Source organism: Canibacter zhoujuaniae (assembly GCF_011752005.1).
In the GTDB taxonomy this organism is placed as follows: Bacteria; Actinomycetota; Actinomycetes; order Actinomycetales; family Microbacteriaceae; genus Canibacter; species Canibacter zhoujuaniae.
Genome location: NZ_JAAIJZ010000002.1, coordinates 257,322 through 276,935 on the forward strand (window position 1 = coordinate 257,322; position 19,614 = coordinate 276,935).

General features: G+C 54.1%; 12 protein-coding genes. 11 read left to right on the forward strand and 1 reads right to left on the reverse strand.

The features are described from left to right. The first annotated feature begins 141 nt into the window (after positions 1-141). The 10 genes from rpoB (at position 142) to HCR00_RS05235 (ending at position 18,214) form a co-directional block, all read left to right on the forward strand. A complete protein-coding gene (rpoB, locus tag HCR00_RS05190; RefSeq protein ID WP_167143355.1) occupies positions 142-3,591 on the forward strand; it encodes a DNA-directed RNA polymerase subunit beta in 3,450 nt (1,149 codons plus the stop codon). Positions 3,592-3,646: 55 nt separating this feature from the next. After that, positions 3,647-7,540, forward strand: coding sequence for a DNA-directed RNA polymerase subunit beta' (rpoC, locus tag HCR00_RS05195; protein WP_166985663.1), 3,894 nt, complete (start codon positions 3,647-3,649; stop codon positions 7,538-7,540). 196 nt (positions 7,541-7,736) lie between these two features. Beyond that, positions 7,737-8,846, forward strand: a complete 1,110-nt coding sequence (locus HCR00_RS05200) for a hypothetical protein (RefSeq protein ID WP_166985660.1) — start codon at positions 7,737-7,739, stop codon at positions 8,844-8,846. A gap of 24 nt (positions 8,847-8,870) precedes the next feature. Then, positions 8,871-9,404, forward strand: a complete 534-nt coding sequence (locus HCR00_RS05205) for a hypothetical protein (RefSeq protein WP_166985657.1) — start codon at positions 8,871-8,873, stop codon at positions 9,402-9,404. Continuing rightward, complete coding sequence (locus tag HCR00_RS05210) at positions 9,397-10,056, forward strand: spermidine/putrescine ABC transporter substrate-binding protein (RefSeq protein WP_166985654.1); 660 nt, start codon at positions 9,397-9,399, stop codon at positions 10,054-10,056. Before HCR00_RS05205 ends, HCR00_RS05210 begins: the two co-directional genes overlap by 8 nt. 126 nt (positions 10,057-10,182) lie before the next feature. Then, the gene (locus HCR00_RS05215) at positions 10,183-11,988 is read left to right on the forward strand and encodes an ABC transporter family substrate-binding protein (protein WP_166985651.1); all 1,806 of its coding nucleotides are present in this window, start codon (positions 10,183-10,185) and stop codon (positions 11,986-11,988) included. A 186-nt stretch (positions 11,989-12,174) separates the two neighbouring features. Continuing rightward, positions 12,175-13,695 (forward strand): ABC transporter permease, encoded by a 1,521-nt coding sequence (locus tag HCR00_RS05220; protein WP_166985648.1) that lies wholly within the window; start codon positions 12,175-12,177, stop codon positions 13,693-13,695. Positions 13,696-13,700: 5 nt separating this feature from the next. Next, positions 13,701-14,792, forward strand: coding sequence for an ABC transporter permease (locus HCR00_RS05225; RefSeq protein ID WP_424945198.1), 1,092 nt, complete (start codon positions 13,701-13,703; stop codon positions 14,790-14,792). Then, positions 14,785-16,506, forward strand: a complete 1,722-nt coding sequence (locus tag HCR00_RS05230; RefSeq protein ID WP_166985645.1) for an ABC transporter ATP-binding protein — start codon at positions 14,785-14,787, stop codon at positions 16,504-16,506. The genes HCR00_RS05225 and HCR00_RS05230 overlap by 8 nt, the downstream gene beginning before the upstream one ends. Positions 16,507-16,513: 7 nt before the next feature. Continuing rightward, positions 16,514-18,214 carry a DUF885 domain-containing protein gene (locus HCR00_RS05235; protein WP_166985642.1) on the forward strand — a complete coding sequence of 567 codons (1,701 nt, stop codon included), beginning with the start codon at positions 16,514-16,516 and terminating at the stop codon, positions 18,212-18,214. A 27-nt stretch (positions 18,215-18,241) separates the two neighbouring features. Here the strand turns inward: HCR00_RS05235 and HCR00_RS05240 are convergent, their stop codons facing one another. Next, entirely contained in the window at positions 18,242-19,030 is a 789-nt protein-coding gene (locus HCR00_RS05240) for an HAD-IIB family hydrolase (protein WP_166985640.1), read from the reverse strand. Positions 19,031-19,176: 146 nt separating this feature from the next. Between HCR00_RS05240 and HCR00_RS05245 the strand changes: the two genes are divergently transcribed. After that, positions 19,177-19,614, forward strand: a complete 438-nt coding sequence (locus tag HCR00_RS05245; RefSeq protein WP_167143358.1) for a DUF4190 domain-containing protein — start codon at positions 19,177-19,179, stop codon at positions 19,612-19,614.

The following is a 19,614-nucleotide window of genomic DNA, read 5'->3' on the forward strand; positions in this document are numbered from 1 at the left end:
TGGGTATTTGCGCTTTGGGTGAGTTGTGCCTTCATATAGTGGTTGGTAATTACACGCAGACATCACAGAGTCTTAAGACCCAAAGCAGTTCACAAAAAGACTCAGTAAATTAGCCTGATTAGGCTCACGGAGGTAGGTTCCTTGGCTGCTGCAAACACTGCAACCAACACGCCGAAGAACGGTCGCGACCACAAGCGGCTTTCATTCGCAAAAATTTCTGACACCATCGAAGTTCCGGATCTGCTTGCGCTGCAGACTCAGAGCTTTAAGTGGCTTGTTGGCAACGAAGAAAATCAGAATCAGGGAAGCGGTCTTGAGGAAGTCTTTGACGAGATTTCACCAATCGAAGACAACACCAAACAGATGAAGCTGTTTATGCGTCAGCCTTCACTTGGTGACCCAAAGCACAGCATCGACGAGTGTAAAGAACGCGGCAAGACCTATGCCGCACCGCTGTACGTAAAAGCTGAATTCTTTAACAAAGGCACCGGTGAGACCAAGTCTCAAACCGTGTTCATTGGTGACTTCCCGCTGATGACCGACCGCGGCACATTCATTATCAACGGTTCTGAACGTGTCATCGTGTCACAGCTGGTGCGTTCACCGGGTGTTTACTTTGAGCGCACCCCAGAGAAAAACAGCGATAAGGACGTTTTCTCTGCGCGTGTTATTCCGAGCCGCGGTGCTTGGCTGGAGTTTGAAATTGATAAGCGTGACCAGGTTTCTGTGCGCATCGACCGCAAGCGGAAGCAGAGCGCGACTGTCTTTTTGAAGGCTCTGGGCTTAAGCAGCGCGAAGATCCGCAAGGCTTTCGCAGGGTACGAATCAATTTTGAGCACCCTGGAAAAAGACAGCGTTGAGACGCAGGAAGAAGCACAAAAGGAGCTCTACAGCAAGCAGCGTCCGGGTGAGCAGGTTGCTATGGAAGCAGCGCGCACCCTCATCTCAAGCAGCTACCAGACTCCAAAACGCTACGATCTTGCCAAAGTTGGTCGCTACAAGATCAACCGCAAGCTCGGTCTTGAGCTGCCTATCTCAGAGTCAACACTGACAACCGATGACATAGTTGCGACCCTGCAGTATCTCGTGGCACTGCACGCAGGTGTTGAAACCATTCCGGGCACGCGCGATGGCAAGAAGATTGAAGTGCGCGTCGATGTGGATGATATCGACCACTTCGGCAACCGCCGCATTCGTGGTGTTGGTGAGCTCATTCAAGCACAGCTGCGCACCGGTCTGAGCCGTATGGAGCGTGTTGTGCGTGAGCGCATGACCACGCAAGATGTTGAAGCAATTATTCCTAACACTCTGATCAACACTCGCCCGGTAATGGCGGCGATCAAGGAATTCTTCGGCACCAGCCAGCTGTCACAGTTCATGGATCAGAACAACCCGCTTGCAGGCCTGACCAACAAACGTCGTCTCTCGGCGCTTGGTCCGGGCGGTCTGTCACGCGACCGTGCGGGTGTTGAGGTGCGAGATGTGCACCCATCACACTACGGCCGCATGTGCCCGATTGAAACCCCTGAAGGCCCAAACATTGGTCTGATTGGTGCGCTTGCAACCTTCGCACGCATTAACTCATTCGGCTTTATCGAGACCCCGTACCGTCGTGTCAACAACGGCCAGGTAACCGATCAGATCGACTACCTGTCAGCACACGAAGAAGACGAATTCTTGATCGCGCAGGCGGGCGCAAAGCTTGACGCACAGGGCAATTTTGAAGACGACTTTGTGCTTGCCCGGCCAAAGGGTTCTGAGGTGCAGCTCGTTGATGCGAAGAGCGTTGAATACATGGACGTTTCGCCACGTCAGATGGTTTCTGTTGCGACCTCACTGATTCCGTTCCTTGAGCACGACGACGCAAACCGTGCGCTCATGGGCGCTAACATGCAGCGCCAGGCTGTGCCGCTGTTACGCGCCGAGAGCCCACTCGTTGGCACCGGTATGGAGGGTTACGCTGCCATTGACGCCGGTGACGTAGTTACTGCTGAAGCAGCCGGTATTGTCTCTGCCGTGTCTGCTGACAAGGTCACACTGCAGCTCGATGAGGGTGGCACGAAGACCTACTACATGCGCAAGTTCGACCGCTCAAACCAGGGCACCAACTACAACCACCACGTCATCGTGCGTGTTGGTGACCGCGTTGAAGCTGGCGAGGTTATCGCTGACGGCCCAGCGACTGAAAACGGTGAACTGGCACTCGGTAAGAACCTGCTCGTGGCGTTTATGCCGTGGGAGGGTCTCAACTATGAGGACGCCATCATCCTGAGCCAAAACCTGGTGAAAGACGACACCCTGTCGTCTATCCACATCGAAGAATACGATGTGGACGCACGTGACACCAAGCTCGGTAAGGAAGAAATCACCCGCGACCTGCCAAATGCTTCACAGGAAGCATTGAAAGATCTCGACGAGCGAGGCATCATTCGGATCGGTGCTGAGGTGCGTCAGGGTGACATCCTGGTTGGTAAGGTGACCCCGAAGGGTGAGACAGAGCTCAGCGCTGAAGAGCGTCTGCTGCGCGCCATCTTCAATGAGAAGAGTCGCGAGGTGCGCGATACCTCACTCCGTGTCCCACACGGTGTTTCGGGTACGGTTACCGCCGTTAAGGTGTTTGAGCAGTCTGAGGACGGCGATGACGCTCTCGGCTCAGGTGTAAACCAGCGCGTTATCGTATTTATCGCGCAGAAGCGTAAGATCACTGAGGGCGATAAGCTTGCCGGTCGTCACGGTAATAAGGGTGTTATTTCAAAGATTCTCCCTGTTGAAGATATGCCATTCTTGGCAGACGGCACCCCGGTTGACGTGATCCTGAACCCACTGGGTATTCCAGGTCGAATGAACTTCGGGCAGGTGCTTGAAACCCACCTTGGCTGGATCGCGAAGCAGGGCTGGAAGATCGAGGGCACCCCAGAGTGGGCTGCGCAGCTGCCGGCTGACGCGCTTGAAGCAGCGCCTGGCACGAAAGTTGCTACGCCTGTATTCGACGGTGCCTCAGAAGCTGAGATCGCGGGGCTGTTGGATTCAACCCTGCCAAACCGTGACGGCAACCGCATGATTGATTCAAGCGGTAAAACACAGCTGTTTGACGGACGCTCTGGCGAGCCGTTCCCATACCCAATCTCGGTTGGCTACATGTACATCCTGAAGCTTCACCACCTGGTAGATGACAAGATTCACGCTCGTTCAACAGGCCCTTACTCAATGATTACGCAGCAGCCGCTCGGTGGTAAGGCACAGTTCGGTGGGCAGCGTTTCGGTGAGATGGAAGTTTGGGCGCTTGAGGCGTACGGTGCCGCATACGCGCTGCAGGAGCTTTTGACCGTCAAGTCAGATGACATCCTCGGCCGTGTGAAGGTCTACGAGGCAATCGTGCGTGGCGAGAACATTCCAGAGCCGGGCATCCCAGAGTCCTTCCGCGTTCTGATGAAGGAAATGCAGTCGCTCGGTCTGAATGTTGAGGTGCTCGGTGCTGACGGCGCCGCAGTGGTCCTGAAAGATTCTTCCGATGAGGCAGCACGCACTTCTGAAGAGATCGGGATCAACCTTTCTAGCAGCTTCGAAACTTCTTCTGCTGAAGAAATCTAAGCTCAGCCAACCATACTCAAATAAGATTTTTCAGTCTTCCATCAGAGGAGAATAAGTGCTCGAAGGAACAAGTTTTAGCGAGCTGCAGATTCGTCTGGCAACCGCCGACGATATCCGCAACTGGTCATATGGTGAGGTTAAGAAGCCAGAGACCATCAACTACCGCACTCTCAAGCCAGAGCGCGACGGTCTGTTCGGTGAGCAGATCTTCGGCCCAACCCGCGACTACGAATGCGCCTGTGGTCGATACAAGCGTGTGCGCGATAAGGGTGTTGTCTGTGAGCGTTGTGGCGTTGAAGTAAACAAAGCCAATGTGCGTCGCGAACGGATGGGCCACATTGAATTGGCCGCACCCGTTACCCACATTTGGTACTTCAAAGGTGTGCCATCACGTCTTGGATACCTGCTCGATTTGGCGCCAAAGGATCTTGAAAAAGTAATTTACTTTGCCGCCTACATGGTTATTCATGTTGACGAGAAAGCCCGTCACGAAGATCTAGCTGAGCTCGAGGCAGAACTGCGTCTTGAACTCAAGCAGCTTGAGGACGACCGCGATCTGGCTGTTGCTAAACGTCAGCAGGCGCTCGAGGAAACCCTTGAAGCTCTTGAAGCTAAGGGTGCAAAGGCGAGCGAAAAAGATAAGGCGAAGAACGAGGCTGAGAAAGAGATCGCTAAGATCCGCCGCGCCGCCAACCAAGAAATTGAGCGCATCACCACAGCTTGGGACGAGTTCCGCAATCTGAAAGAGGGCGACCTCAAGGGTGAAGATGAGATCTTCAACGAAATGCAGGATCGCTTTGGTGACTACTTCGAGGCCTACATGGGTGCTGAGGCGATTAAGCGTCGCCTGCAAGCTATCGACCTGAAAGCCGAGAGCGAAGACCTGCACCAGCAGATTGCTGAGGGTAAGGGTCAGAAGAAGATCCGCGCTATTAAGCGCCTGCGCGTTGTGAATAGCTTCTTGCAGACTGGTGCCAGCCCAGCTGCAATGGTGCTTGACGTAGTTCCTGTGCTGCCGCCGGAGCTACGCCCGATGGTGCAGCTTGATGGTGGCCGTTTCGCAACCAGCGACCTGAACGATCTCTACCGCCGCGTTATCAACCGTAACAACCGCCTGCGCCGCCTGCTCGACCTGGGTGCGCCAGAGATGATCGTAAACAACGAAAAGCGCATGCTCCAGGAAGCTGTTGACGCGCTCTTTGACAACGGTCGTCGCGGTCGTGCGGTAACCGGCACTGGAAACCGTGCTTTGAAGTCTCTGAGCGACATGCTCAAGGGTAAGCAGGGTCGTTTCCGTCAGAACCTGCTCGGTAAGCGTGTTGACTACTCTGGCCGTTCTGTTATTGTTGTCGGTCCGCAGCTGAAACTGCATCAGTGTGGTCTGCCAAAGCAGATGGCGCTTGAGCTCTTTAAGCCGTTTGTTATTAAGCGTCTGATGGAGCTCTCTCTAGCACAGAACGTGCGCGCTGCAAAACGTATGGTGGAGCGTGCGCACGCTGAAGTTTGGGAAGTGCTGGAGTACGTAATCCGTGAGCGTCCAGTTCTTTTGAACCGTGCTCCGACTCTGCACCGCTTGGGTATTCAGGCGTTTGAGCCGCAGCTTGTTGAGGGTAAGGCGATCCAGCTGCACCCGCTCGTGTGTGCCGCATTTAACGCCGACTTCGACGGTGACCAGATGGCTGTGCACCTGCCGCTCTCTGTTGAGGCGCAGGCAGAGGCGCGTATGCTCATGCTGGCTTCTAACAACATTCTGAAGCCGTCTGACGGTCGCCCAGTTACCCTGCCTGCGCAGGATATGATTATCGGCCTGCACCACCTTACAACCGTTAAAGCTGGTGCAACAGGCGAAGGGCGTGCTTTCGGATCAATCGCTGAAGCGATTCTCGCGTTTGATCAGGGCACTCTGGATCTCGGCGCGATGGCAAAGATCCGTATTGCGGATTACACCAACGCGAAGGGCGAGGTTGCTGAGGGTCTCACCCTTGTTGACACCACCCTCGGCCGCGCACTCTTTAATGAGGCGCTGCCTGCTGATTACCCTTACTTCGATAAGGTTGCAGATAAGGGCACTCTGTCAAACCTGGTGAACGACCTCGCAGAGCGCTACGCAAAGGTTGATGTTGCGGCAACTCTTGACGCAATCAAGGATGCTGGCTTCTACTGGGCGAGCCGCTCGGGGGTAACCGTTGCGTTGAGCGACATCGTGACCCCAAGCAACAAGGCTGAAATTCTTTCAAAGCATGAAGCTGAAGCAGCTGCCGTGCAGAAGAAGTTTGACCGCGGTATGATCACCGAAGCTGAGCGCCACCGCGAGCTCGTTGAGATCTGGACTGAAGCCACCGATGAGGTTGCGCAGGCGATGCGCGAGGCTTTCCCAGAAGACAACACAATCTTCCGGATGGTTTCTTCAGGTGCCCGTGGTAACTGGCTGCAGATCCGCAACATTGCGGGTATGCGTGGTCTGGTGAGCGATCCGAAGGGTGAAATTATTCCACGCCCGATCGTCTCCTCATACCGCGAGGGCCTGTCAGTGGCCGAGTACTTTATTGCAACTCACGGTGCGCGTAAGGGTCTTGCTGACACCGCGCTGCGCACAGCAGACTCGGGTTATCTAACCCGTCGTCTGGTTGACGTTTCGCAGGATGTCATCATTCGCGAAGCTGACTGTGGCACCAAACGCGGCCTGGACTTCCCGATCGCAACTGCGAACGAAGCCGGTGAGCTTGTGTTGCACGAAGATGTAGAAAGCTCGGTCTACGCGCGCACACTCGCTACCGACGCAGTAGATGCTGATGGCAACGTTGTGATTGCCGCCGGCACCGATGTTGGTGACATCGCTATCAATAAGATGATTGACGCGGGCATCGTTGAGATTAAGGTGCGCTCAGTGCTCACCTGTGAGTCTGCTGTCGGTGTTTGTGCAAGCTGCTACGGCCGCTCACTGGCAACCGGACAGCGTGTTGATATCGGTGAGGCTGTGGGTATTATCGCTGCGCAGTCGATTGGTGAGCCTGGTACACAGCTCACAATGCGTACCTTCCACACTGGTGGTTCTGCGTCAGCTGACGATATTACTCAGGGTCTGCCACGCGTGCAGGAGCTCTTTGAAGCACGTACTCCAAAGGGTGCGTCACCGATCGCGGAAGCGTCCGGTCGCATCACTATCGAGGACACCGAAAAGCAGCGCCGTCTGGTGCTCACCCCGGATGACGGCTCAGAAGAGAAGATCTACCCAGTTCTGAAGCGTGCGACGCTGCTGGTTGCAGACGGCGATCACGTTGAGCTCGGGCAGCCGTTTATTCAGGGCACGCTCGACCCGAAAGATGTGCTCCAGGTTGGCGCTACCGAGAACGGCAAGCACGTTCCTGGTGAGCGAGCTGTGCAGAAGTACCTCGTTGGTGGTGTGCAGGGTGTTTACCGCTCACAGGGTGTGCCGATCCACGACAAGCACATTGAGGTTATCGTGCGCCAGATGCTGCGGAAGGTTACTGTGGTTGACCACGGTGAAACCGAACTGCTGCCGGGTGAGTTAGTAGACCGTGCACGCTACCAGCGCATTAACCGTGAGGCGCTGATGGAGGGCAAGAAGCCTGCCACCGCGCGTCCAGAGGTTATGGGTATCACTAAGGCGTCTCTTGCAACTGAGTCTTGGCTCTCTGCGGCCTCCTTCCAGGAGACCACTCGAGTGCTTACTCAAGCAGCAACTGAGGGCAGCAAGGATCCGCTCATCGGCCTCAAAGAGAACGTCATCATCGGTAAGCTCATTCCAGCCGGCACCGGTTTGGATACCTACCGTCAGGTTAAGGTTGAGCCAACCGAAGCAGCGCGTCAGGAAAACTACCCGAACCGCTTATTCGCTGGTGAAGGCATTTTCGATGAAAGCGATCTCTCGTTTGTTGATTTCGACACCTATCAGGCAGAAGAGATTAACCTTGGAGAGCTAGACTAATCGCTAGCTAGATAACGAGCATGAGCGCCCACTCGACACAGTCGGGTGGGCGCTTTCTCGTTAAAACGTGGGCTTGCGCCGCTGTGTAAATCTGATGAATTAGAGGCGAAATTTGTCAAATCGGGAAAATTATCCGCCAAACCAGGTAACTACTTGGTAGCTTTGGCTTAATTACTGTCAAACGAGAGGCGAAGCAATGACAGAGAATCGTGATCCGCAGCTGCCGGGTGCACCTATTGATGAAACAGCACCAACACCTGATGAAGTTGCCGAAGCGATTGCGCGTGCAAATTCAGAACAGGTTGCAGGAGCAAATCAGGCAACATCCGAGGGCGCTACAGCTAGCGCCCCTACACAGTCGGGTGATGATCTTGCAGGACAGGACGCAGTCGATGGTGTTGTGAACGTGCCTGCGGAAGAAGCAGAACAGGCTGCTGCAATGCAGGCTGCAGCGCAGAGCGGGGGAGAAGCAGCCAGTGCAGAGACAGACATCGCACCCGTGGAGCTGCCTTCCGCTGCTGCGGACAGCGGCTCGATGACTGCTGCACAAGCCGATGACGGCACTGACTACGCGGCATTCCAGACTCGCCCGTACACTGAGGCCGAGGTGGCAGCGCTGCAGGCAGACGGCATGGCCGCAGCAGGAGCAGGCGTAAACGGTGCGTCTGCCACAAGCACCACGCCTGACGGGGCAGTGATGATCCCCGCTGATCACCCAATGGCTAACTTTTACCGTGAAGAACCAGAGCCGCCAGTTATTAAGGGAAATCGCGCCGCCGGTGTGCTTATCTCGCTTCTTGCAACGGTGATATTTGCGGCCGTGTATGCGGGAGTGATTGCACTATTCGAGCTGCGCTATTTCCGCCCTGAAGCGCTTTTGAGTGAGAGCAATCTGATTCCAACACTGCTGTCGCCCGGTTTCTTTGGTGCGGTCGGTGGATTCTTCCTCGGCATGGTGCTGCTTGTGCTTGTGTTTGGTCGTTCGGGCTGGTGGGCGTATGTGCTCGGTGGGTTCCTCGTCGGTGTTTTAGCCTGGGTGGGAGCAACGCTCGGGTTCGTAGTTTCACACAACCTGCACGGTATCGATGTTTCACTGCGCGCACTCGTCAGCCTTGACAGAACTGCGGTGCTTGGCGCTCTTGAAGTGGGCACTCTCGTCAGAGTGCTCGCAGCCGGTGTTGTTGCGCGTGAGGTAGCGGTGTGGTTTGGCGCTTGGATCGGCGGTCGCGGCCGTCGCATTAAAGCAAAGAACGCTGCTGCGGTTGCAGAATATGAAGCCAAGTGTGAAGCGCTCACTGCAAAATAAGCGGTTTTAGTTAGGGAGGCCGTCGTGTCAAACTCAATGGAGCGCTCATCGCCTCTAGCGCCCGTTGCGAGTTTGGTGCGGCGGCCTACTCGCGCGTATGTGTTGGGTTTAATCGTATTTGCGACAGCGGGTACGGTGTCTCTAACGGTTGCCTCCTGGGGGCTAATTGCGCTCGGTTTAGATCTTGAACCGGTAACCGCCCCTGCGCCCGGATGGCTGCTGCTGGTAGTAGTGCCGCTTGCGGCAGCGATAATGGCTTACAGTGCTTGGTTGCAGAGTCTCAAACTATTGCGGGCGGATCGCGCTTTTCCTGTGCTGCACATACTGCTGCCCGCAATTTTGGTGCTGCATCTCTGGCTTTTTATTAACCGGTACACACCCTGGATTTTCGGCATCACGCTTGCTTTATCTCTCAGTGTTTCACAGGTAATCGCCTGGTTCGTGCTGTTTAGGTTTATTTTTACGAAGCGTCACACTCCCAGGTGGCCTTGGGAGAATCGTGAGGTTATCGAACGTGAATTAGAGGAGATCTTTGACACGGAGCGGCCCCATGACTGAGTTTTTTTATGATGCTGCAGACTGGGATTGCGCAGTTGAGATTAAAAAAGCAGTAACGGAATGGACGCTGTGGGCGCAGCGCTGGGAACCGTCCCGTGCTCGGGTTCGGCAGCGGCTGTGTCGTCTCTGTTACGGTTCTCCGATAGTTGCTGCGGCCGGGTTTCCGGATGATGTGCCGCATCAGGTGAAACACGCTCTGGTTGCGCGCGTTCACCGTCTGATAGATAAGCGTGTGGCTGAGGTTACCGCTGCAAAACTTCCGCTGCTGCACGCAGAACTTACAGCAGCGGAGCAGTGGCAGGCCGGTCGTTTCGATCCGCGCACAGGTCTCGGCCCGGAGCTGGACGGCATGGATCTTGATCCGGAGCCTGATGACGCATCTGCGCCTTTTCTGTTTACGCTGGAAGATATGGCAAATGCGACGGCGGCTCCGGTGCTGCCACAACCGCCACTGACGCGGGAAGAAAAAGAACGGCTGCGCTATGAGATTGACCTGGCGGATCAGATATCACAGGCAGCCGGCACCGCAGTGTGTTTTGCACTAATGGAGTTACAGGCGCAGATTCGCTTAACTGTTGTGCGTTATATTGAGCCACAACTGCGTGTATTGCTTGAAGAATTAAGCAAACATCTTGATGTGCCGGGCAGCTAGCAATTATTACATTTAGGTTTCATACTCTTCTGGGTTCGTATTCTCTCCTGGAATCGACTATCTTTATAGCAAGGCTGAAACTATGTTTTTAGTCCGCGCCTTTTTATAAACAAGGAGTAAATTTCAATGGAGAATCGTAAGGTATACGCGGGGTTAGCAATTCTTGCAAGCTCGACACTCCTGCTTTCGGCTTGTGCGCCGGCAGGGCCAACAACTGATAACAGTGCCGATGCAAGCAAAACCAGCGGTCAGGTTTACACAGTAGAGCCTACTGATACCGGTCTTGCTGATTTGGGCGACTACGAAACAAAACCGGGCGAGATTCGCTGGGCATCAGGTGACAACGTCACCAGCTACAACTATCTGAACTCTGATAACTACTCAACCTACAACGGGTACGCTTATGATCTGATGTCATCAGGCTTTGTGTACTACGGCACCGACGGCACTCTTTACGAAGAGGGTGACCTTGGCAAGATGGAGCTAGTGTCAGAAGATCCGCTTAAGGTGAAGTACACCATTAACAAGGACGCTGTCTGGTCAGATGGCACCCCGATCACCGTAAATGACTTCTGGTTGAAGTGGGCTGCTGAAAACCCTGAAACTGTTGACGCTAGCGGTGCTACCGTGTTCGATCCGGTTTCAGTTGACTTCGGTGAGTTGATTAAGAACGGTCCTGAAGTTAATGGCGATAAAGAGTTCACCGTTACCTACGAAAAGCCGTACGCCGACTGGAAGATCATGATGGGCGGTATTCTCCCAGCTCACGTCGTGGCAAAGCAGGCCGGTCTTTCTGTTGAAGAACTGGTTGAGCTGGCAAAGAAGAAGGACGGCGAAGGTCTTAAGAAAGCCGCCGAGTTCTGGAACAGCGGCTGGAACTACACCAATGCTCTGCCTGATGAGAGCTTGATTCCGTCTTACGGCCCATACAAACTTACGTCATTTAGCCCAGGTCAGTCTGTTACTTTGACAGCTAATGACAAGTACTGGGGCAAGCACAAGGCGGCTACCGAAACAGTCACAATTCGTGTAGCTGACCCTTCAACCCACGCTCAGGCGCTGCAGAACGGTGACGTTAACGCGATTGAGCCACAGGCTACCGAAGACACTGTAAACCAGCTCAATGCTCTTGGTGATCAGGTTATTGTGCACCAGTTCTCATCAATGACCTACGAACACCTCGACTACAACTTTAAGGCTGGTATTTTCGCAGACAGCCCAGAGCTGCGTGAAGCATTTGCGCTCTGTGTGCCACGTCAGCAGATCGTTGACAACATCATTAAGCCGATCAACCCAGAAGCTGAGATTTTGAACTCACGTGGTGAGCGCTACAACTTCCAGGATGATTACAAAGAGTATGTTTCTGCAATCTATGACGGCCGCTATGACGAGGTTGACATTGATCGCGCTAAGGAGCTTATCGAAAAGTCTGGTGTTAAAGACCTGACCGTGCGTATCGGCTCAAACGGTAACGAACGTCGCACCAACACAGTAGCCCTCATCAAGGACTCATGTGACAAGGCCGGCTTTAACATTCAGGACGCCGGTTCACAAAACTTCTTCTCTCCTGACGGCGACCTCTCAAGCGGAAATTACGATATCGCACTGTTCGCTTGGGCTGGTTCTGGTCAGAAGACTTCAGGTCAAAACATCTCGACCACAAACAGGCCACAAAACTACGGTGGCTACTCTAACGCTGAGGTTGACGCAGCATGGGAGCGCGCAGCCAGCACAACGAATGAAGATGAAATCACCGCTGCTGTCCAGGATGTAGAAAAGCAGCTCTGGAAAGATCTGTTTAGCCTGCCTCTCTACGCAGCGCCAGGTGTTGCTGCTAACGATGCGAAGCTTGCAAACGTTCGTGCAAACTCAACTCAGTCTGGTCTAGTTTGGAACCTGGTTCAGTGGAGCTGGGTTGACAAAGCTGAGTAGTCGGAGTTAAAAACAAGTTACAATTACTACCAAACTGTTAGTTCCGCGTAGTTATTGTGAACAGCTGTGGGGCTCAGGATATTTTCCAAGGCCCCACAGTTGTTTACCCGCAGAAGCCCCCGCGCTTTTGCACAGATAGTGCCAGCAGCTTTGTGAGCACTCCATCTGTAACAGAAAGTATCGTTAATGCTTAGATTTATTCTGCGTCGCTTTGGCAGCTCTCTGCTTGTGATGTTGGGCGCATCTCTTTTGATGTATGTGCTCGTCATCAACTCCGGAGACCCGCTCGCCGACTTGCGTGAAAGTACCTCTAGTAACCGTGAACAGCTGATCGCACAGCGTACTAAATCCTTAGGTCTCGATCTGCCCTGGTACCAGCGCTACTGGACTTGGCTTACCGGAGTTAGTAAGTGTGTGATTGGTGCCTGTGACTTCGGGCTTAACCGGCAGGGGCTGCACGTTAATGACCTGCTTGGCTTGGCTGTCAGCTCAACAATGCGACTGGTGATTATTGCAACTGTGTTAGCTATTTTCATCGGTATTGCAGTCGGTATTATCACCGCCATTAGACAGTATTCTGGGCTTGATTACGCTGTTACATTCTTAACTTTCCTATTTTTCTCACTTCCTGTGTTCTGGGCGGCTGTGCTGCTTAAGGAATATCTCGCGATCGGCTTTAATAACTGGATCGCAAACCCCACTTACCCCCTTCTCGCAACACTAATAATTGCGGTAGTTCTGGGAATTGTTGCACAGGCTGTGCTGGGTGGTAACGCAAAACGGCGACTTCTCACTTTCGGAGCAACACTCGGCTTTGTTGTTTTGGTCTTGCAGATTTTGGCCTGGACCAACTTTGCTCGCACTCCGCGTGTGGGCCCTGCAGTCGTTCTGCTGCTCGCAGCAGCAACCGCTGTTGGTGCGACTGTGCTGTTAGCCGGTTTGCACAACCGTCGTGTTCTCTATGCGGGTCTTATCTCTGCCGGGCTGAGCCTTCCGATCTATTACGCAACTCATGGGCTGCTGTTGGAGCCTAACTGGACGCTGCTACTTCTGCTGGGTCTGTCAACCATTGTTGTGGGCATTATTATCGGCCAACTGGTGGGTGGTTTCTCGAAGCGAGTAGCTTCTACGGTTGCGGCAATAACCGCGTTTGTATCTGGCTTGATAATTCTTGTTGACAAAGTTTTGGTCTACTACTGGCCTGTCTACCTCGGCCGGATTTCTCGCCCGATCGGCACCATTGGTTCTGAAACTCCGAATTTTAGCGGCACATTTTGGGAGGAGTTCATTGACAAGGGCACACAGCTGTTGCTTCCAACAATTCTTCTCACACTGATCTCTATCGCAAGCTATTCACGCTACACTCGCGGTTCAATGCTTGAAGTGAGTAAGCAAGACTATATTCGCACTGCTCGCGCTAAAGGTCTGTCAGAGCGACAGGTGATTATCAAACACGCTTTCCGCAACTCTTTGATTCCGATCACCACTATCATGGCCTTCGACTTTGCGGGTCTTATTGGCGGCGCAGTGATTACAGAGCGCGTTTTTGGTTGGAAGGGCATGGGTGATCTCTTCTCGCAAGCGCTCACCGCTGTCGACCCGAACCCGGTGATGGCCTTCTTCGTAGTCACTGGTGCTTCTGCAATTTTCTTTAACCTCGTCGCCGATATTCTCTATGCGGTGCTTGACCCACGGATTCGAGTGTGAGTTAGATGAACGAAAAAATGGAGAACGAAAAAGCTCCCGGAGTAGACACCGGAGCGCTCTCGACAGCCACAACTGCTGTTGACCTGCACAATCTGGCAGAGGTTGAAGACGCCAAACTGCGTAAAATGACCGGAAAGTCATACTCGCAGGGGCAGCTGGTGTGGAGACGTTTTCGCAGCCATCGCGCTGCGATGATTTCCCTCGTCATCCTCGGCTGCATTGTTTTGATCGCTTTCACGTCGATCGGACTCGGTGGAATTCCCGGCTGGTGGGACAAGCCGTTTTCGGCGACCGGAGCTGTTGTTAACGGTGGTCGCCCAAGCTTTGCGGACGGGCACCCATTCGGGCAAGACAGTCTTGGCCGCGATTACTTTGCGATGGTGATGCGCGGCACGCAACAGTCGCTGGTTGTGGCGTTCATCGTAGGTATTGTCTCGACCACTCTCGGTGCGTTGATCGGCGCTATCGCAGGATACTTCCGCGGCTGGGTTGATGCAGTGCTCATGCGTCTGACCGACCTCGTTATTGTTGTTCCGCTGCTCGTGCTTGCAGCGGTGCTCGGTAAAATCTCTAACGGCGGCATTCTCACTCTCTCATTTGTGCTCGGACTTGTAACCTGGACGGGGCTTGCTCGTCTTGTGCGCGGTGAGGTGCTGTCGCTTCGAGAAAAAGAGTATGTTGCTGCAGCTATCTCAATGGGTGCAAAACCAGCGCGTGTGATCTTTAAGCACCTTCTCCCAAACACCATCGGTGTGATTGTGGTGAACGCTACTTTTGCAATATCTTCTGCGATCCTCTTGGAAACCTCGCTCTCATACCTGGGCTTCGGGGTGCAGCCGCCAGACACTTCGCTGGGTCTTTTGATCAGCCAAAACGAGAAGGCGTTCACAACTCGTCCGTGGCTGTTCTGGTGGCCCGGTCTGACGATTTTGACAATCGCACTGACGGTGAACTTTATTGGTGACGGTCTCCGAGACGCCTTTGATCCGCGCCAAACTGGAAAGCTATCGCGAAAGCGGTTACTCGGGCTCTCAAGCCGCGAAAAAGCGCTTAAACCGGTAACTAAGAAAGCAGCTAAGGGGTCTGAGAATGTCTAAAACAGCTATTACTACCTCGAACGATGTGCTTTACCCAAACAGTGAGCGCGATGGCAAGCCGATTCTTACGTTTACCGATCTGCGAGTTAGCTTCACAACCGATTTCGGGCAGGTGGACGCTGTTAAAGGCGTCACATTTGATGTGAAACCCGGTGAGGTTGTTGCGCTGGTGGGCGAGTCTGGTTCGGGCAAGTCGGTCACCTCTTCAACCGCAATGGGGTTGCTCCCTAAGAATGCAAACATCAGCGGTTCCGTAAAACTGGGGGATGACGAAATTACCCGGTTTGATGCGAAACAGCTGCGCCGCATTCGCGGTCGCCGTGTGGCGATGGTGTTCCAGGAGCCAATGACCGCTTTGAATCCGGTGCTCACTGTTGGCGATCAGCTGACGGAGTCGTTGATTGTGCACGACATTGCCTACGGCGAAGAAGCGAAGCGTCGCGCAATTGAGTTGCTGGACATGGTCGGGATCCCCGACGCAAAGAATCGACTGAAGCAGTACCCGCATCAGTTCTCGGGCGGTCAGCGGCAGCGTATCGTTATCGCGATGGCGATAGCCTGCTCACCAGAGGTGATTATTGCAGATGAGCCAACCACAGCTCTTGATGTGACAGTGCAAGCTGAAATCTTGGAACTGCTGCGCAGCCTCAAAGATAAACTCAACACCGGTATTTTGCTGATCACGCACAACATGGGTGTGGTTGCTGATATGGCTGATCGAGTCTGCGTGATGCTCCGCGGTGAGCTGGTTGAAACCGGCTCTGTTGCGCAGGTTATGAAAGCCCCGCAACACCCGTATACGCAAAAACTGCTTGCCGCAGTGCCAAAGCTCGGCACCAGTTTAGAGGTGGCAGAGCCAGAACCTGTCACACACTCTGTGAAGGTCGATGCGAAGTATGCTGTGGAGGCGAAAGATATCTCTATCGCCTACGAGCACCGTGGCAAAAAGAACGTTGTTGTGCACGATGTTTCTTTCACCCTCGCACCCGGCGAGATTCTTGGTCTGGTTGGAGAATCAGGCTCTGGCAAATCAACAATCGCAAAGTCAGTATTGGGGTTGTTGCCCATTACACAGGGATCGTTGAAGCTCTACGGTAAAGAGCTCACCAGCATGGGCAAGGCTGAGCTGCGCAAGATTCGGAAGCAAATCGGCGTGGTGTTCCAGGATCCTGCTGCCTCACTAGACCCGCGTTTCCCGATCGGTGATGTTATCACCGAGCCAATGGTGATTCACAACGTTGGTGACAAGAAGAGCCGCATTGAGCGGGCTTATGAGTTGTTAGATGCTGTGAAGCTGCCGCGCTCGGTTGTGAACCGCTATCCGCACGAGCTGTCGGGTGGTCAGCGACAGCGCATCTCAATTGCGCGCGCTTTGGCTCTTGATCCTGATGTGCTGATTGCTGACGAACCGACTTCAGCGCTTGACGTGTCGGTGCAGGCTGCTGTGCTCGATATGTTTGCTGAGCTGCAGAGCAGATATGAGTTTGCGTGCTTCTTCGTATCACACGATCTTGCTGTAGTAGACATGCTCGCGCATAAGGTCGTTGTGCTGAAGGAGGGTCGTGAGGTTGAATCAGGGCCTACCGATACCGTGCTGCACAACCCGCGTGAAGAGTACACTAAACGACTCCTCGCTGCTGCGCCGGTGCCAGACCCAGACGAGCAGCGTTTGCGTCGCGAAGCAAACCGCCGATTGCTTTTGAGTGGAGAATAGGGGAAAGATGTCTGAGGCAGTGCACGATTTACCGCAAGCTCTAAAAATAGAGCGTGCGAAAACCGCGATTGACGAACTTGCAAACCGCTACTATGACCGGTCGCTTGAGTTGAGCCCGGTTAGCGCAACATACTCTGGCGTTAAAGGGTTTGAGACAGAGTATGATGACTACTCTGTCGCGGGTGAGCAAAAATATGTCGATCTCGCCCGTGAAACTCTTAAGGAGCTTGAGCAGCTGACACCGGTTGATGATGTTGACCGTGTAACTGTCGATGTGATGCAGGAACGTCTCGGCCTCATCTTGGAGCACGCAGCTGCCGGTCTCGGCAGCTGGGAGCTAAACCCCTTAGCAACGCAGGCGCACTCAATTCGTTCGGTGTTTGACATGATGCCGAAGCAGAGTGCAGCCGACTACGCGCATATCGTTGGGCGACTGGAAAACGTGAATGCCGCTATTACACAGTTTGGCGATTACCTACGCGACTGTGCAGCTGAAGGCAAAGTTGCTGCAAAGCGTCAGGTGCGCCTGCTCAGTGAGCAGTTTGCTGCGTACGCTGCTGACGACGGCTTTTTCGACGATCTTGCGGCAGCTGCAAGTGAGGCGGATCCTGAGCTCAAAGAACGCGGCGCAGCCGCAGCAGAGAGCGCCAAGCAGGGGTTCCGTAACTTTTCTACGTTTCTTGCCAACGAACTGCTAGATCAAGCACCTGAACAAGACGCAGTAGGTGCTGAGCGCTATCAGCTGCACTCTCGGTCGTTCCTCGGCACAACAATCGACCTCGCTGAAACCTATCAGTGGGGTGTTGAGGAGCTCGCGCGCATAATCGCTGAGCAGGAGAGCGTCGCAAACGAGATTAAGCCGGGCGCTACCATCGCTGAGGCGAAAGAGGTGCTCAACAGCGATCCAGCACGGAAACTGCACGGCACTAAGGCCTTGCGTGAGTGGATGCAAGAGCTGAGCGATCGTGCGGTGGCAGAGCTTGCTAAAGAGCACTTCGTAATTGAGGGGCCGATGCGTCGCCTCGAGTGCATGATCGCACCAACCCAAGATGGTGGCATCTACTACACCGGCCCATCAAGTGATTGGGAGCGTCCCGGCCGCATGTGGTGGTCGGTGCCACCCGGCGAAGAAGAGTTCACAACCTGGGGCGAGGTCTCAACTGTTTACCATGAGGGTGTGCCCGGACACCACCTGCAGATCGCTACCGCGACCGCTATGGCTGATTCGCTGAATAAATGGCGTGCTGAGGGTGTGTGGGTCTCCGGTCATGGCGAAGGCTGGGCGCTGTATGCTGAGCGTCTCATGGAAGAGTTCGGTTATCTTGACGATCCGGGAGATCGCATGGGCATGCTTGATGCGCAGCGGATGCGTGCGGCCCGCGTTGTCTTCGACATCGGTGTGCACTGCGGTTTTGAGATTCCTACCGAGTGGGAAGAAGCTGTGGGTGCTACGGGCGTGTGGACCGCAGAAGCCGGATATAAGTTCCTGGAAATAAATCTCGCAACCAGCAAGGGCCAGCTTGATTTCGAGTTCAACCGCTACCTTGGGTGGCCGGGTCAGGCGCCGAGCTATAAGATCGGTCAGCGTGTCTGGGAACAGTTGCGTGCCGATGCCGAAGCCCGCGGCCAAAGCCTAAAAGAGTTTCACACAGAAGCGCTGAAACTGGGCACTATGGGGCTAGATTCCCTTAAGCGCGCCCTCAGTTAGAGAGCGCTAGCTTTAGCCGTTTAGGTGTTAAAGCGGCGGTAACACTGTAATCTCACCCGTCTCAATGAGGCGGGTGAGATTTTTTACGGTCTGCTCCCAGCCGTGCACAGAGTGGCTTTTAACGCCCAGCGCGTACACCGGGTAGTCATTGCCGGCAGGGTCGAGTCTGTCGCCGACAAAGAGCATATCGTCTAAGGCAATGCCCGTCGCTTCTTTAAGCTTTCGCATACCGTACGCTTTATCAATACCCTTAGCGGTAATGTCGACGCTGGTTGATCCGCCGGAACGCACCTCGAGGTGGGGAAGTAGCTCTTGCACAGCTGCAGCAAGTCTGTTCTTTTTCGTGCCGTCAGGATCCCAAGCTGCTTTAGCGGCGACCGGAGCCTTTTGCCCTAAGGCAGAGAACGTAATTTGAGAGAGGCGATCCTCAAGAATATTTCCCCAAGTGTCTGCCTCCCAAACCCCCTGCTCGCGCGCGGTTGCTGCAAGCGTTTCGAGAGCTAGTTTGCGATCTGCCTCTGACAGCTGTTCTTGATAGACAGTTTGCCACTTGCCGTCTATAAAACGCTCATAGTGGGTGCCGCAAGTGGGAAGGAGGTGCAGATTTTGCAGCTGCGCAGATGAGAGTCGCTGCGCTGTCAGCCCAGTGAGCAACTGTGTCTGAAACTGCTGAAAATTACCGCCTGAAATGATTGCGACCTGCGTCACAGAGAGGAGCCTGCTGAGCATCTCTAGCACGGGCTGGGGTACTGGCGACTTTGATGGTGCGAGGGTGTCGTCAAGGTCGAAGGCGACCAGCTTTGGCAGTGTGTGCATGTGTCTATTTTGGCAGATTGAAAATTAATATCTGGCACTTAATAGTGGTCTTAACAGCAAGCGGTCGATATGATAGGAAAACACGCTCGCCGCCAGTCTAGGCGCTGCTAGTGCACTTAGAGAACACGACGACGAAAGACATTTAAATGAATCATGACGCGCCACAATACCCGCAAAACACAAGCCAGCAGCCAAGTCAGCCGTACAGTGCGCCCGCGCAGCCGCCGCTTATTGACGGATACACTGTGACAGAAAAAAACGGCAACGGTCTGGCAATCACCTCACTGGTTACCGGTATCCTCGCTTTTCTGTTCTCCTGGGTTACTTTCTTTGGTGGCCCAGCAGGTCTCGTAGCGGTTATCACAGGTATTCTTGCAGGCCGGAAGAAGCAGCGTAAAGGGCTGTGGATCACCGGTATCGTGCTCGGTGCAATCGGTTTGATTTTCGTTGTGCTGTGGATTCTGCTCAGCGTTTGGGCGTTGTCTATGCTCGCTGACCCAGAAGCCCTGCGAAACCTTGGTCTGAGTGAGGCTGAGGTGCAGGAAATCCTAAATCAGCTGCGCATGGCAGGTGTTACTGAATAA

Coding starts and splice junctions, on each gene's coding strand:
- HCR00_RS05200 (WP_166985660.1), top strand. CDS start 7,737: ATGACAGAGAATCGTGATCCGCAGCTGCCGGGTGCACCTATTGATGAA.
- HCR00_RS05220 (WP_166985648.1), top strand. CDS start 12,175: ATGCTTAGATTTATTCTGCGTCGCTTTGGCAGCTCTCTGCTTGTGATG.
- HCR00_RS05240 (WP_166985640.1), bottom strand. CDS start 19,030: ATGCACACACTGCCAAAGCTGGTCGCCTTCGACCTTGACGACACCCTC.
- HCR00_RS05235 (WP_166985642.1), top strand. CDS start 16,514: ATGTCTGAGGCAGTGCACGATTTACCGCAAGCTCTAAAAATAGAGCGT.
- HCR00_RS05225 (WP_424945198.1), top strand. CDS start 13,701: ATGAACGAAAAAATGGAGAACGAAAAAGCTCCCGGAGTAGACACCGGA.
- HCR00_RS05215 (WP_166985651.1), top strand. CDS start 10,183: ATGGAGAATCGTAAGGTATACGCGGGGTTAGCAATTCTTGCAAGCTCG.
- HCR00_RS05210 (WP_166985654.1), top strand. CDS start 9,397: ATGACTGAGTTTTTTTATGATGCTGCAGACTGGGATTGCGCAGTTGAG.
- HCR00_RS05245 (WP_167143358.1), top strand. CDS start 19,177: ATGAATCATGACGCGCCACAATACCCGCAAAACACAAGCCAGCAGCCA.
- HCR00_RS05230 (WP_166985645.1), top strand. CDS start 14,785: ATGTCTAAAACAGCTATTACTACCTCGAACGATGTGCTTTACCCAAAC.